At 52.1% G+C, this 13,543-nt stretch carries 12 protein-coding genes, 6 tRNA genes and 1 other RNA gene; 7 read left to right on the top strand and 12 right to left on the bottom strand.

Annotated elements, in window-relative coordinates:
• Positions 1–31: 31 nt before the first annotated feature.
• The 4 genes from ptsI to cysZ form a co-directional block, all read right to left on the bottom strand.
• A complete protein-coding gene (ptsI, locus tag AC07NP_RS15235) occupies positions 32–1,759 on the bottom strand; it encodes a phosphoenolpyruvate-protein phosphotransferase PtsI (RefSeq protein WP_494660961.1) in 1,728 nt (575 codons plus the stop codon).
• Between the two features lie 44 nt (positions 1,760–1,803).
• Positions 1,804–2,061, bottom strand: coding sequence for a phosphocarrier protein Hpr (gene ptsH / locus AC07NP_RS15230; RefSeq protein ID WP_004936458.1), 258 nt, complete (start codon positions 2,059–2,061; stop codon positions 1,804–1,806).
• A gap of 384 nt (positions 2,062–2,445) precedes the next feature.
• Positions 2,446–3,417, bottom strand: coding sequence for a cysteine synthase A (gene cysK / locus AC07NP_RS15225; protein ID WP_203360501.1), 972 nt, complete (start codon positions 3,415–3,417; stop codon positions 2,446–2,448).
• A gap of 184 nt (positions 3,418–3,601) precedes the next feature.
• Positions 3,602–4,363 (bottom strand): sulfate transporter CysZ, encoded by a 762-nt coding sequence (cysZ, locus tag AC07NP_RS15220; protein ID WP_494660960.1) that lies wholly within the window; start codon positions 4,361–4,363, stop codon positions 3,602–3,604.
• A 230-nt stretch (positions 4,364–4,593) separates the two neighbouring features.
• Between cysZ and zipA the strand changes: the two genes are divergently transcribed.
• The 3 genes from zipA (at position 4,594) to AC07NP_RS15205 (ending at position 7,890) form a co-directional block, all read left to right on the top strand.
• Entirely contained in the window at positions 4,594–5,583 is a 990-nt protein-coding gene (gene zipA / locus AC07NP_RS15215; protein ID WP_494660959.1) for a cell division protein ZipA, read from the top strand.
• A gap of 71 nt (positions 5,584–5,654) precedes the next feature.
• A complete protein-coding gene (ligA, locus tag AC07NP_RS15210; RefSeq protein WP_494660958.1) occupies positions 5,655–7,670 on the top strand; it encodes an NAD-dependent DNA ligase LigA in 2,016 nt (671 codons plus the stop codon).
• Between the two features lies 1 nt (position 7,671).
• Positions 7,672–7,890 (top strand): DUF3820 family protein, encoded by a 219-nt coding sequence (locus AC07NP_RS15205; RefSeq protein ID WP_276294434.1) that lies wholly within the window; start codon positions 7,672–7,674, stop codon positions 7,888–7,890.
• Here AC07NP_RS15205 and AC07NP_RS15200 read toward each other — a convergent pair.
• The gene (locus AC07NP_RS15200) at positions 7,887–8,885 is read right to left on the bottom strand and encodes a bile acid:sodium symporter family protein (RefSeq protein WP_494660957.1); all 999 of its coding nucleotides are present in this window, start codon (positions 8,883–8,885) and stop codon (positions 7,887–7,889) included. The genes AC07NP_RS15205 and AC07NP_RS15200 overlap by 4 nt on opposite strands.
• Before the next feature lie 89 nt (positions 8,886–8,974).
• Between AC07NP_RS15200 and AC07NP_RS15195 the strand changes: the two genes are divergently transcribed.
• A complete protein-coding gene (locus tag AC07NP_RS15195) occupies positions 8,975–9,901 on the top strand; it encodes a LysR family transcriptional regulator (protein ID WP_494660956.1) in 927 nt (308 codons plus the stop codon).
• A gap of 192 nt (positions 9,902–10,093) precedes the next feature.
• On the opposite strand, the gene AC07NP_RS15190 is transcribed toward AC07NP_RS15195, so the two are convergent.
• From AC07NP_RS15190 to AC07NP_RS15170, 5 genes are all read right to left on the bottom strand, one after another.
• Positions 10,094–10,227, bottom strand: a non-coding RNA gene (locus AC07NP_RS15190) — RtT sRNA.
• A gap of 22 nt (positions 10,228–10,249) precedes the next feature.
• Positions 10,250–10,325: transfer RNA gene (locus AC07NP_RS15185), tRNA-Lys, on the bottom strand.
• A gap of 4 nt (positions 10,326–10,329) precedes the next feature.
• Positions 10,330–10,405 (bottom strand) — tRNA-Val (locus tag AC07NP_RS15180).
• A gap of 45 nt (positions 10,406–10,450) precedes the next feature.
• Positions 10,451–10,526: transfer RNA gene (locus AC07NP_RS15175), tRNA-Val, on the bottom strand.
• Positions 10,527–10,570: 44 nt separating this feature from the next.
• Positions 10,571–10,646, bottom strand: a tRNA-Val gene (locus AC07NP_RS15170).
• A gap of 258 nt (positions 10,647–10,904) precedes the next feature.
• Between AC07NP_RS15170 and gltX the strand changes: the two genes are divergently transcribed.
• Entirely contained in the window at positions 10,905–12,320 is a 1,416-nt protein-coding gene (gene gltX, locus AC07NP_RS15165; protein ID WP_192612973.1) for a glutamate--tRNA ligase, read from the top strand.
• Between the two features lie 56 nt (positions 12,321–12,376).
• Here gltX and AC07NP_RS15160 read toward each other — a convergent pair whose 3' ends face one another.
• On the bottom strand, positions 12,377–12,769 hold the full coding sequence (locus AC07NP_RS15160) for a MerR family transcriptional regulator (protein WP_203360508.1): 393 nt from the start codon (positions 12,767–12,769) through the stop codon (positions 12,377–12,379).
• Between the two features lies 1 nt (position 12,770).
• Positions 12,771–13,133, bottom strand: a complete 363-nt coding sequence (locus AC07NP_RS15155; RefSeq protein ID WP_203360509.1) for a YfeC-like transcriptional regulator — start codon at positions 13,131–13,133, stop codon at positions 12,771–12,773.
• Between the two features lie 220 nt (positions 13,134–13,353).
• On the opposite strand from AC07NP_RS15155, the gene AC07NP_RS15150 reads away from it, so the two are divergent.
• Both AC07NP_RS15150 and AC07NP_RS15145 read left to right on the top strand, forming a co-directional pair.
• Positions 13,354–13,429: transfer RNA gene (locus AC07NP_RS15150), tRNA-Ala, on the top strand.
• A gap of 38 nt (positions 13,430–13,467) precedes the next feature.
• Positions 13,468–13,543 (top strand) — tRNA-Ala (locus AC07NP_RS15145).

Raw genomic sequence — 13,543 nt, 5'->3', positions numbered from 1 at the left:
CTAAGCAGTAAATTGGGCCGCATCTCGTGGATTAGCAGATTGTTTTTTCTTCAATGAACTTGTTAACCAGCGTCATTAACTCGTCCGTTGTCGGTTGAGCAAGAGCCTGCTCTGCTAACACCTTCGCATCTTCGAAGTTCGTGTTACGGATAATCTTCTTAATGCGCGGGATAGAAATGGCGCTCATAGAGAATTCGTCCAGACCCATCCCCAGCAACAGAAGTGTAGCACGTTCGTCGCCTGCAAGCTCACCACACATGCCAGTCCATTTGCCTTCCGCATGAGAAGCATCGATAACCTGCTTAATAAGCGTAAGGACAGACGGTGACATTGGCTGGTAAAGGTGTGAAATCATATCATTACCACGGTCAACTGCCAGAGTATACTGCGTTAAATCATTGGTACCGATACTAAAGAAGTCCACTTCTTTGGCTAAATGACGCGCAATCGTCGCGGCAGCCGGTGTTTCCACCATCACGCCAATCTCAATGCTCTCGTCAAAGGCTTTCCCTTCGTCACGCAGTTCCTGTTTGTAGATTTCGATCTCTTTGCGCAGTTCGCGTACTTCTTCAACAGAGATGATCATCGGGAACATGATGCGCAATTTACCGAAAGCAGACGCACGCAGGATGGCGCGAACCTGGTCACGCAGGATCTCTTTGCGATCCAGCGCGATACGCACGGCACGCCAGCCGAGGAACGGGTTTTCTTCTTTCGGGAAGTTCATGTACGGCAGCTCTTTGTCGCCGCCAATGTCCATGGTACGTACGATAACCGCCTGAGAGCCACACGCTTCAGCAACGGCTTTATACGCCGCAAACTGCTCTTCTTCAGTAGGCAGAGCGTCACGGTCCATGAACAGGAATTCGGTGCGGTACAGGCCAACACCTTCAGCGCCATTACGCTCGGCACCTTCAACATCACGTACAGTACCGATGTTAGCGCAAACCTCAACCTGATGACCGTCAAGCGTGATGGCCGGCAGATCTTTCAGTTTTGCAAGTTCGGCTTTCTCAGTCGCAACTTGCTCCTGAACGGCGCGCAGCTGTTCGATTTCTTCGTTCGTTGGGTTGACGTAAACCTGGTTGTTTACGGCATCCAGAATCAGATAGTCGTCATTTTTTACCTGAGCGGTAACGCTACCGGTACCTACGATGGCAGGCAGTTCCAGAGAACGCGCCATAATAGAGGTGTGCGAAGTACGGCCACCGGCGTCAGTAATGAAACCCAGCACCTTGTTCAGGTTCAGCTGTGCGGTTTCTGACGGCGTCAGGTCAGCCGCAACCAGGATAACTTCGTCCTGAATCGCGCTCAGATCGATAATTGCCAGACCAAGGATATTACGCAGCAGACGTTTACCGATGTCACGTACGTCAGCCGCACGTTCTTTCAGGTATTCATCATCCAGCTCTTCCAGGGCAGTGGCCTGACCTTCGATAATTTCATGCGCAGCTGCATCAGCCGTCATGTGTTTATCTTTAATCAGGGCTATGATTTCCTGCTCCAGCTCCTCATCTTCGAGCAGCATAATATGCCCTTCAAAGATGGCTTCTTTCTCTTCACCGAACGTTTCACCAGCTTTCGTTTTGATCGTTTCCAGCTGCGCAGATGCCTTGGCACGACCGCTCAGAAAACGTTCAACTTCCTGATCAACCTTGTCGGCAGAAATTTTTTTCCGGTCAATGACGATTTCGTCTTCTTTCAGCAGCAGTGCTTTGCCGAAAGCGATACCCGGGGATGCTAAAATGCCTGAAATCATAACCCTACCTTACTTGTGACTGATTTTTAAAAGAACCCGGAAAATTACTCGAGTTCCGCCATCAGTTTAACCAGATGTTCAACCGCTTTCTGCTCGTCTTCACCTTCCGCAGAGATGGTAACAACGGTGCCCTGAGTCAGACCCAGAGTCTGCAGTTTGAACAGGCTTTTTGCGCTAGCGCTTTTGCCATTGGAGGTCACGGTAATATCAGAAGTGAAGCCTTTCGCTTCTTTAACAAACTGAGCAGCAGGGCGGGTATGCAGACCGTTCGGAGCGGTAATGGTAACTTCTTGCTGGAACATTGTATTTCCCCAACTTATAGGTTTAGTGTTGTGGAACTAAAGTCTAGCCTGGCGGCTCAACTTTAGCCTGTATTGTTAGCGCCGGCGTAAACGGGGCACGACACAGTCGGTGTTCTACGCAATTCCGTTGCTGGCAACGTCTGGCCGCTGACGTTTCGCTCGTCATTAAACATTATGCCGCTAAAGGAAGACTTGAACCAAATCATAAAATCGATTCAGCTAGCGGTTTTCGTGTAACGATTAATTTCGCGCATCAAAATAATTAGTCTGGTTAAATACCAGACCCGGCAGGGTGAATCAATGCCAGGAGGAGTGAAACTTTGAAGCAGGCCACAAAAAAGCGCCCAAAAAGGCGCTTTTTTACGCGTTATTAACATGCTGGCATTACTGTTGCAGTTCCTTCTCAGTGAAGAGATCGGCAAACAACGCAGTGCTCAGATAACGCTCACCTGATGATGGTAATATAACCACAATATTCTTACCGGTAAAGGTCTCATCTTGCTGGAGCTTAAGCGCTGCAGCAACGGCGGCACCCGAAGAGATACCCGCAAGAATACCTTCTTCTTCCATCAGACGACGTGCGGTGGAAATAGCCTCATCATTGGTGATGCCGATAACTTTATCAATCAGTTTCAGATCCAGGTTACCGGGGATGAAACCCGCGCCGATACCCTGAATTTTGTGCGGGCCGGGTTTCAGTTCTTCACCTGCCAGCGCCTGAGCGATAACCGGAGAGTCCGTCGGCTCAACGGCAACGGTTACCAGATCCGTTTTGCCTTTCGTTCCCTTAATGTAGCGGGATACGCCGGTGAGCGTACCGCCAGTACCGACGCCGGAGATAAACACATCGACCTGACCGTCGGTATCTTCCCAAATTTCCGGGCCGGTGGTTTTTTCATGAATTTCAGGGTTTGCCGGGTTGCTGAACTGTTGGAGCAACAGGTACTTAACCGGATCGCTGGCGACGATTTCTTCAGCCTTCTGGATTGCGCCTTTCATGCCTTTGGCGCCTTCGGTCAGCACCAGATTTGCGCCCAGCGCTTTGAGTAGCTTACGACGCTCAATGCTCATGGTTTCCGGCATGGTTAACGTCAGTTTGTAACCACGAGCCGCCGCCACATACGCCAGAGCGATACCCGTGTTGCCGCTGGTCGGCTCAACCAGTTCAACGCCTGGTTTCAGCACGCCACGTTTTTCGGCATCCCAAATCATATTGGCACCAATACGGCATTTGACGCTGAAGCTCGGGTTACGTGATTCCACCTTCGCCAGAATGCGTCCGTTACCGATACGGTTCAGTCGAACCAGCGGCGTATGACCGATAGTCAGCGAGTTATCTTCAAAAATCTTACTCATGGCCTGTCCTTAACTGTATGAAATTGGGGTACAAGGGCTAGCATACCCGCTCAGAGAATATGCGGAAGTAAGGATTTAGCATATCTATATTCAGAAGGGAAATAATGGGGATCCGGATGGAATAAGGAGCGGCATAAGCCACTCCCTTTTCGCACAATTTTTTTACAAAGAGAAAAAAGATCAATTACTTCCAGAGTGCGTGTTTATCACGATAGCAATCCACCCACATTGCCGTCGCGCCGCAGACGGCAACCGGCATAATGAACAGGTTGAGCACGGGCAGCATAGTGAACAGACTGGTCATCGCGCCGAACTGCATATTGGTGACTTTTTTCGTACGCAGGGCGTTTCTCATCTCTTTGAACGGGACTTTGTGGTTGTCGAAGGGATAGTCGCAGTATTGAATCGCCAACATCCACGCACTGAACAAGAACCACAGTACCGGCGCGACGGTTTGCCCGATACCAGGAATAAAATAGAGAACCAGCAGAGCAATCGCGCGCGGGAGATACCACGCCAGTTTTTGCCATTCGCGTTTCATGATGCGCGGCACATCTTTCATGATACCAAGTACGCCAGTGTCGGGAGGCGTCGCCCCGGTTAAACGCGCTTCAAGCTGTTCGGCCAGCAAACCATTAAACGGCGCGGCTATCCAGTTGGCGAGCGTCGAGAAAAAATAGCCAAAAACCAGCAACACCGAGAGGACGATAATCGGCCACAGCAGGTAACTTAACCACTGCAGCCAGTCTGGTACATGGCTCATCAGCGAAGGTATCCAACTGTCCAGTTCGGTAAACAGCCACCAGAACGCGCTGCCCATCAACAAAATGTTGACCATCATAGGTAAAATCACAAAACGACGGATACCCGGTTGGGTGACCAACTTCCATCCCTGAGAAAAATAATAGAAACCACTGCGTGGCGCAGTTGCGGATGATGAAACCATAATCAGGACATGCTCCTTTTGTTTAAGCCCCGGCTAAACTTTGTCTATCTTACCGTGTTGTGGCCTGGTGGACAGTTAAGAAATGTTCGAAAAATCAGCAAAAAGTACAATTTCGTTCATCTTTATGCTGTGAAAGACAAGAGTCCACTTGCACTTGAGGTAATCGGCAAATACTCTTAGTGAGTAAATGTTTGCCGTGGTGGCAAGGTGTTAGAACAACAGAGAATATAATGATGCAGGATTTGCGTCTGATATTAATCATTGTTGGCGCGATCGCCATAATCGCTTTACTGGTACATGGTTTCTGGACCAGCCGTAAAGAACGATCTTCTATGTTCCGCGATCGTCCACTAAAACGCATGAAATCAAAACGTGACGACGAGTCGTTTGACGACGGTGTCGATCAAGACGACGAAGGCGTGGGTGAAGTTCGTGTTCACCGCGTAAATCATGCCCCGGGCAATGCGCAGGAGCATGACGCACCTCGCCAGCCGCCGCAACACCAGTACCAGCCGCCTTATGCGTCTGCGCAGCCGCGTCAACCGGCTCAGCAACCGCCTGGCGCGTCGGTACCGCCGCAGCATGCTCAGCCGCAGCCAGTACAACAGCCGCAACCGGTACAACCGCCAGTGCAGCATCAACCGGTACAACAACCGGCCGCGCCGCATGTGCAACCGGTTCAACAGCCTGTGCAGCCTGCGCCGCAAACATTCCAGCCTGCGGAACCCGTTGCCGAGCCAAAACCTCAGCCAGAACCTGTCGTGGAAACGCCGCCGCCAGCGCCTGAAAAACCGCAGCGCAAAGAAGCGGTCATTATCATGAACGTCGCGGCGCATCATGGCACCGAATTGAACGGTGATATCCTGCTGAATAGCATTCAGCAAGCCGGTTTTAAGTTTGGCGATATGAATATTTTCCATCGTCATTTAAGCCCGGATGGCAGCGGTCCTGCGTTATTCAGCCTGGCAAATATGGTGAACCCAGGGACGTTTGATCCTGAAATGACAGGTGATTTTACCACCCCTGGTGTGACGATCTTCATGCAGGTGCCGTCCTACGGCGATGAACTGCAAAACTTTAAGCTGATGCTGCAATCTGCACAGCATATCGCTGACGAAGTAGGCGGCGTGGTGCTTGACGACCAACGCAGAATGATGACCCCGCAGAAATTGCGTGAGTATCAGGACCGCATCCGCGAAGTGAAAGACGCTAACGCCTGATTCTACTAAGGCGTGACATTTCCTTTCTGAACCCCCGCCTGTCGGGGGTTTTTTATCATTGATGGTGCGATATGGAATCAATCGAACAACAACTGACAGAATTACGAACCGCGCTTCGCCATCATGAGTACCTTTACCATGTGATGGACGCCCCGGAAATTCCCGATGCGGAATATGACCGCCTGATGCAGACGCTGCGCGAACTGGAAGCAAAGCACCCGGAAATGGTGACGTCAGACTCGCCAACCCAGCGCGTCGGGGCTGCTCCGCTGGCGGCATTCAGTCAAATTCGCCATGAAGTCCCGATGTTGTCACTGGATAACGTGTTTGACGAAGAGAGCTTTCTGGCTTTTAACAAACGCGTACAGGACCGGCTGAAAAGCACCGACAAACTGACCTGGTGCTGCGAACTGAAACTCGATGGCCTGGCGGTGAGCATTCTGTATGAAAACGGTGTGCTGGTCAGTGCGGCGACGCGTGGCGATGGGACAACCGGTGAAGATATTACCTCTAACGTGCGTACTATCCGCGCCATTCCGCTTAAACTGCGCGGCGACAATATTCCTGCGCGTCTGGAAGTGCGCGGTGAAGTCTTCCTGCCACAAGCCGGTTTTGAAAAGATTAATGAAGATGCCCGCCGTACGGGGAATAAAGTGTTCGCGAACCCGCGTAACGCGGCGGCAGGTTCATTGCGCCAGCTTGACCCGCGTATTACCGCGAAGCGACCGCTCACTTTCTTCTGCTATGGTGTTGGCGTACTGGAAGGAGGCGAACTTCCCGATACGCATCTTGGGCGTTTGCTGCAGTTTAAAGCATGGGGGCTTCCGGTAAGCGATCGGGTGACGCTTTGCGACTCCCCTGAGGCGGTACTGGCGTTCTACCACAAAGTGGAAGAGGATCGCCCAACGCTCGGCTTTGATATTGACGGTGTCGTGATTAAGGTCAATTCACTGGCGCTCCAGGAACAACTGGGCTTCGTGGCACGTGCGCCACGCTGGGCGGTGGCCTTTAAATTCCCCGCTCAGGAACAAATGACCGTTGTTCGTGACGTAGAATTCCAGGTTGGGCGGACGGGCGCAATTACCCCTGTGGCCCGCCTCGAGCCGGTGCAGGTGGCGGGCGTGCTGGTGAGCAATGCCACGTTGCATAATGCCGATGAAATTGAACGTCTCGGTTTACGCATTGGTGACAAGGTCGTTATCCGCCGCGCCGGGGATGTGATCCCTCAGGTGGTTAACGTGGTGCTTTCAGAGCGCCCGGAAGAGACGCAGGAAATTGTGTTCCCCACCCATTGCCCGGTCTGCCAGTCGGACGTCGAGCGTGTGGAAGGCGAAGCGGTTGCCCGCTGTACCGGTGGCCTGATTTGCGGGGCGCAACGTAAAGAATCACTTAAGCATTTCGTTTCACGTCGCGCCATGGACGTTGACGGTATGGGCGATAAGATCATCGACCAGTTGGTCGAGAAAGAGTATGTCCATACGCCCGCCGATCTGTTCACCCTGACGGCCGGTAAGTTGACCGGACTTGACCGTATGGGGCCGAAATCGGCGCAGAACGTGGTGAATGCGCTGGAGAAAGCCAAAGAGACGACCTTCGCCCGTTTCCTGTATGCGCTGGGTATTCGTGAAGTCGGCGAGGCGACCGCTGCCGGACTGGCGGCGTATTTCGGTACGCTGGAAGCGCTGGAAGCCGCCTCTCTGGAAGAGCTGCAAAAAGTCCCGGATGTGGGCATTGTGGTGGCCACTCACGTGTTCAACTTCTTCGCGGAAGAGAGCAACCGTGAGGTGATCGAACAACTGTTGGCGCGGGGCATTCACTGGCCTGCTCCGGTCGTTGTTAACGCGGAAGAGATCGACAGTCCGTTCGCCGGTAAAACGGTGGTACTGACCGGCAGCTTAAGCCAGATGTCCCGCGACGATGCCAAAGCGCGTCTGGTTGCGCTGGGAGCGAAGGTGGCAGGCAGCGTGTCGAAGAAAACCGATTTAGTGATTGCGGGCGAAGCGGCGGGTTCGAAGCTGGCGAAAGCGCAGGAACTGGGAATTGCCGTTATTGACGAAGCCGAAATGCTCCGTTTGCTGGGTGTCTGAGATGGAAAAAGAGCAGTTGGTCGAGATAGCCAATACGGTGATGCCGTTCGGCAAGTACCAAGGGCGTCGATTGATTGATGTGCCGGAAGAGTATTTGCTGTGGTTTGCCCGCAAGGATCAGTTCCCGGCGGGAAAATTAGGCGAGCTGATGGCGATCACGCTGTTGATTAAAACAGAGGGGCTGACGCAGTTGGTTCAGCCCCTGAAACGCCCGCTCTAAGCTTTCGCGGCGCGGTTTTCTTGCTGCGCCTGTAATGCCTCGGTCTGGCGCTTGTAGCGACGCGCCAGCACCGCGCACACCATCAGTTGAATCTGATGGAAGATCATCAGCGGCAGCACCATCATCCCAATCACTGAGGTCGGGAACAGAATGTTTGCCATTGGGATGCCGTTGGCGAGACTCTTTTTCGATCCGCAGAAAACAATCGTAATCTCATCCGCCTTGTTGAAACCGCATTTGCGGGCCACAAACATGTTGATTGCAATAACCATCGCCAACAACACGATGCTGACCACCACGATAAACAGCAGCGATCCCCAGCCCACTTTGTGCCAGATACCGTTCACAACCGCTTCACTGAAGGCAGAATAAACCACCAACAGGATTGAGGTTTGGTCGGTTTTACCAATCCACTTTTTATTGCGCGCCACCCAGTTGCCAATCCACGGGCGTGACAGATGCCCGAGCACAAACGGTAGCAGCAGTTGCAGCATGATTTTACCGACCTGCTCCAGGCTACCTTCTGCGCCGTGGATATTCATCACCAGGCCCACCAGAAGTGGCGAGAGGAAAATGCCCAGCAGGCTGGATGCGGATGCGGAACAGACCGCGGCGGCGACGTTACCGCCCGCCAGGGAGGTGAAAGCGATGGCGGACTGGACGGTAGCAGGAAGAATGCAAAGATAAAGAAAACCGGTATAGAGCATAGGGTCGACGTTAACCGGCGCCCACCAGGCAAATAACACGCCGATTATCGGGAACAGCACGAAGGTACTGCACATCACCCACAGATGAAGTCGCCAGTGGCTACCGCCTGCGATGATAGCATCGCGCGAGAGTTTGGCGCCGTGCATAAAAAACAGCAGTGCAATGGCGGCGGTGGTTAAACCTTCGAAGAAAGGAACAAAACTGCCTTCGGCCGGAAAAAACGAGGCCAGCAATACGACGGTGATAAGGGTCAGGGTAAACGGATCAAGGATACGAAAAATTTTCATAAATACTCCAGGAATCTGATGCTGGTATTTTGCGTTTTTCTATTTGAGAAATAAAATTGATTTATTGCATCTATATATGAACTGAATTAATGAATTACTCTCTGCGTCAACTCCGTATTTTTGTCACCGTCGCACAGGCGAAAAGTTTTAGCCGTGCGGGGGATATTATCGGTCTGAGCCAGTCGGCAGTCAGTCACAGTATTAAAGAGCTGGAGCGACAGACAGGCGTCAAACTGTTGGATCGCACAACGCGTGAAGTCGTTTTGACGGAAGCCGGGCAGCAACTGGCGACCCGTCTGGATCGGGTGTTGGATGAACTGCACAGCACCCTGCGTGAAGCGGGGAGGGTGGGCACACAGTTGACCGGCACGGTACGCGTGGCGGCCAGCCAGACCATCTCAGCGCATCTTATTCCGCAGTGTATTGCGCAAAGTAATCACCTTTACCCTGCGATTGATTTTGTTCTGCATGACCGTCCACAGCAGTGGGTGCTGGAGAGTATTCGTCAGGGGGACGTTGATTTTGGCATTGTTATCGATCCCGGCGCCGTGACGGACTTGCAGTGTGAAACCGTGTTGTCTGAACCGTTTTTGCTGCTCTGCCATCAGAATCATCCCTTCGCCAGGCGAGAGTGGGTGAGCTGGCAGGAGCTTGAGCATGAGCGGCTGGTATTGCAGGATTATGCTTCAGGCAGTCGACCATTGATTGACGCGGCATTGTCGCACTTTTCGATTGACGCCAATATCGTGCAGGAAATTGGTCACCCGGCGACGCTGTTTCCGATGGTGGAGGCGGGCATTGGTATCAGTGTATTGCCTGCGCTGGCATTACCGTTGCCACAGGGGAATCAATTACAGGTGAAGCGACTCACGCCTGTTGTGGAAAGACAACTCATGCTGGCCCGGCGGAAAAACAGGTCTCTTTCGACCGCCGCTCAGGCGCTCTGGGATGTGGTACGTATGCAGGCCAGTGAGCTCACCGCTGGTCGCGCGCAGGACCCGCTGTATCAGATCTAAATAGTGCAATCAGCGCCTTCCACCAGAATGCCAGTGTTTCAGCTGTTATTGTGCGGAAGGCATTGACGCAGTATAGGGGGCGGGTCAGGGCAGGTGGCCGTAGGTCTGATAAGTGAAGCGCCATCAGACAAGCAAGGTAAAGGTTCTAAATCGCAGATAGCAAAAAGGCGCCGCCAGCGCCCTCTTTTACATTGGTGGGGCGTGCAGGATGACTCGCTTCGCTCGCCCTTCGGGCCGTCGCCGCAAGCGGCTCCGTTGTCTCACTGCGTTCGACCCGAACCTGCAGCAGGTTCGAATCATTAAGTTCTGCGCATAGCAAAAAGGCGCCTTTAGGGCGCCTTTTTACATTGGTGGGGCGTGCAGGATTCGAACCTGCGACCAATTGATTAAAAGTCAACTGCTCTACCAACTGAGCTAACGCCCCGAAGTGGTGGGTGATGACGGGATCGAACCGCCGACCCCCTCCTTGTAAGGGAGGTGCTCTCCCAGCTGAGCTAATCACCCACTTCGGTACTTCACATTTTGCAAGAAATCCAGCTGGCGAGAAAGTGGTGGGTGATGACGGGATCGAACCGCCGACCCCCTCCTTGTAAGGGAGGTGCTCTCCCAGCTGAGCTAATCACCCACTTCTCAATTTCTTGCTACACGGCGGAGACTACATAAAGTAGTTGGTGGGTGATGACGGGATCGAACCGCCGACCCCCTCCTTGTAAGGGAGGTGCTCTCCCAGCTGAGCTAATCACCCCCGCTGTGTGGAGTCGCATTATAGGGAGAGTTGAAAATGAGTCAACGCCTTTTCTAAATAATTTGTTCGTTCGTCGTAAAATTAGACAAAACGATCGCAAAATGGTCCGCGCCGCATGATTTATAAACAAAAATGGCAAAGCGTGATGTTCCAACCGGATCAACATTGAGGAATCAGGCCACAGTGATAGAATACCAGCCTACTGATCTTTCCAGGATTTGCCGGTTGTCGGCATCTTTATAAACGTAAGGCCATTTCATGAAAACTAAAACTCGCTTCGCGCCAAGCCCGACAGGATATCTGCACGTCGGCGGTGCGCGTACTGCTCTTTATTCCTGGCTTTTTGCACGTAATCACGGCGGTGAGTTTGTGCTGCGTATTGAAGACACCGATCTCGAACGTTCCACGCCGGAAGCTATTGAAGCCATTATGGATGGTATGAACTGGCTGAGCCTGGAATGGGACGAGGGTCCGTACTACCAGACGAAACGCTTTGATCGCTATAACGCGGTGATTGATGAAATGCTCGAAGCAGGGACCGCATATAAATGCTACTGCTCAAAAGAGCGTCTGGAAGCGTTGCGTGAAGAACAAATGGCGAAAGGCGAGAAGCCACGTTACGACGGCCGCTGCCGTCATGGTCATGAACATCATGCGGAAGATGAACCCTGCGTGGTGCGTTTTGCCAACCCGCAGGATGGTTCCGTTATTTTTGACGATCAGATCCGTGGCCCGATCGAATTCAGCAACCAGGAGCTGGACGATCTCATTATTCGCCGTACTGATGGCTCTCCGACCTACAACTTCTGTGTGGTGGTCGACGACTGGGATATGGAGATCACTCACGTTATCCGTGGTGAAGACCATATCAACAACACCCCGCGTCAGATCAACATCCTGAAAGCGTTGAATGCGCCGGTGCCGGTTTATGCACATGTATCCATGATCAACGGTGATGACGGTAAAAAGCTCTCCAAACGTCATGGTGCAGTAAGCGTGATGCAATACCGTGATGACGGTTATCTGCCGGAAGCGTTGCTGAACTATCTGGTCCGTCTGGGCTGGTCCAGCGGTGACCAGGAGATCTTTACCCGCGAAGAGATGATCAAACTCTTTTCTCTGGGGGCGGTGAGCAAGTCAGCCAGTGCGTTCAATACTGAAAAACTGCAATGGTTGAACCATCACTACATTAATTCTCTGGCGCCAGAATATGTGGCGACTCACCTGCAATGGCACATTGAGCAGGAAAACATCGACACCCGCGTTGGCCCGCAACTGGCTGAACTGGTGAAATTACTGGGTGAACGTTGTAAGACCCTTAAAGAGATGGCGCAAAGCTGCCGTTACTTCTACGAAGATTTCGCCGAGTTTGATGCTGATGCAGCGAAAAAACATTTGCGTCCGGTTGCGCGTCAGCCACTGGAAGTGGTGCGTGACAAACTGGCCGCGATTGATACCTGGACTGCAGAAAATGTTCACCACGCCATTCAGGCGACTGCTGATGAGCTGGAAGTCGGTATGGGTAAAGTTGGGATGCCGCTGCGCGTTGCCGTTACTGGCGCGGGTCAGTCCCCAGGTCTGGACGTTACCGTTCATGCTATCGGGAAATCCCGTAGCATCGAACGTATTAACAAAGCGCTGGCGTTTATTGCTGAACGTGAAAATCAGCAGTAAGACTGGCGGGTAAATAAAAAACGGCAGGAGCGTATCCTGCCGTTTTTTTTGGGATGTTACTTAGATTCATCAATATTCAGGCGAGCGAGAAAGCCGCGAATACCTTCACGTGACAGTAACTGCGCAAGTTTTTCTTGTTCTGTCGAGGACATGTTGTCCAACGCATCAACAATCTGTCGATAAGCATGACTATGAGCAAAATGTTCGTATTCCGCGAGGGGTTCTTCCATTTGATAAAACGAAGGGGTTTTACGAAAGGCAGGAATATTGAGGATAAACTCCCGTACACTGGCATCAATATGAATGAGTCTTGCCCGACCACCCTTAACACCGGGGAATTTTTCTGTTTTCCAGTTTTGTTCTCTGATCCAACGGTTAACAGTTTGTTTGGCCACGTTCAGGCACTCCGCCAGCTCTTCCGTAGTCATTTTGCTGCGTAATCTTTTCATATTATTTGCTATCGCGAATCCCTAAGCGTTGTAACAAACCGGTAATTCCTTCCCGCAAGAGCAATGACGTAAAGTTCTTCTGTTCCGAAGGCGTCATCTCTTTGGCGAGTGTGATGAGCAGAGTTTCAAGTGAAGTATCACCGGCCAGCGGAAAAGGTTCCGCCATACTTTCAGTTGAACGTTCGGCACTACGGATATATTCACGCACCTGTTCATTGACATGAACCAGACGTGCCTTGCCTCCCTGAACTCCGGGTTTTGGTGATGTCGCCCATCCTTCCTTGCGCACCCATTTATTGATGGTCTGTCGGCTATAACCGGTCAGATTCGCGAGTTCTTCTGGCGTCATCCGTTCCTTGAACATAAGATTCCCTGAATAGATGTGGGGTTAATTAGTGGTTCATTTTATAGCACCATTTTAGTAGAAACCGTGACGGGATTAACTACTGAATGCGAGTTGTTACGCAATGATCTTCATTTGCATGCTTTTTCAGCGATTGAGTTCTGCAGGGTCATTTTGCCGTTGACACGTGCGAAGGGAATTCATATGATGCCGCCCGTCAACTCGACAAGCTTTACGTAATGGGGCTATAGCTCAGCTGGGAGAGCGCTTGCATGGCATGCAAGAGGTCAGCGGTTCGATCCCGCTTAGCTCCACCAAATTCTATCCCAAGGAATTTGGTACGTAATGGCATCGTGGGGCTATAGCTCAGCTGGGAGAGCGCTTGCATGGCATGCAAGAGGTCAGCGGTTCGATCCCGCTTAGCTCCACCA

The organism is Citrobacter sp. GW821-FHT07H02, assembly GCF_059418505.1.
Note: the sequence above shows the minus strand (reverse complement) of the source record. Positions and strands in the feature narration are given on the sequence as shown.

Excerpts from the sequence above, each read along its gene's own strand:
- ligA (WP_494660958.1), top strand. The coding sequence starts at position 5,655 with ATGGAATCAATCGAACAACAACTGACAGAATTACGAACCGCGCTTCGC.
- AC07NP_RS15155 (WP_203360509.1), bottom strand. The coding sequence starts at position 13,133 with ATGTTCAAGGAACGGATGACGCCAGAAGAACTCGCGAATCTGACCGGT.
- gltX (WP_192612973.1), top strand. The coding sequence starts at position 10,905 with ATGAAAACTAAAACTCGCTTCGCGCCAAGCCCGACAGGATATCTGCAC.
- zipA (WP_494660959.1), top strand. The coding sequence starts at position 4,594 with ATGATGCAGGATTTGCGTCTGATATTAATCATTGTTGGCGCGATCGCC.
- ptsH (WP_004936458.1), bottom strand. The coding sequence starts at position 2,061 with ATGTTCCAGCAAGAAGTTACCATTACCGCTCCGAACGGTCTGCATACC.
- AC07NP_RS15195 (WP_494660956.1), top strand. The coding sequence starts at position 8,975 with ATGAATTACTCTCTGCGTCAACTCCGTATTTTTGTCACCGTCGCACAG.
- AC07NP_RS15160 (WP_203360508.1), bottom strand. The coding sequence starts at position 12,769 with ATGAAAAGATTACGCAGCAAAATGACTACGGAAGAGCTGGCGGAGTGC.
- AC07NP_RS15205 (WP_276294434.1), top strand. The coding sequence starts at position 7,672 with ATGGAAAAAGAGCAGTTGGTCGAGATAGCCAATACGGTGATGCCGTTC.
- cysK (WP_203360501.1), bottom strand. The coding sequence starts at position 3,417 with ATGAGTAAGATTTTTGAAGATAACTCGCTGACTATCGGTCATACGCCG.
- ptsI (WP_494660961.1), bottom strand. The coding sequence starts at position 1,759 with ATGATTTCAGGCATTTTAGCATCCCCGGGTATCGCTTTCGGCAAAGCA.
- AC07NP_RS15200 (WP_494660957.1), bottom strand. The coding sequence starts at position 8,885 with ATGAAAATTTTTCGTATCCTTGATCCGTTTACCCTGACCCTTATCACC.
- cysZ (WP_494660960.1), bottom strand. The coding sequence starts at position 4,363 with ATGGTTTCATCATCCGCAACTGCGCCACGCAGTGGTTTCTATTATTTT.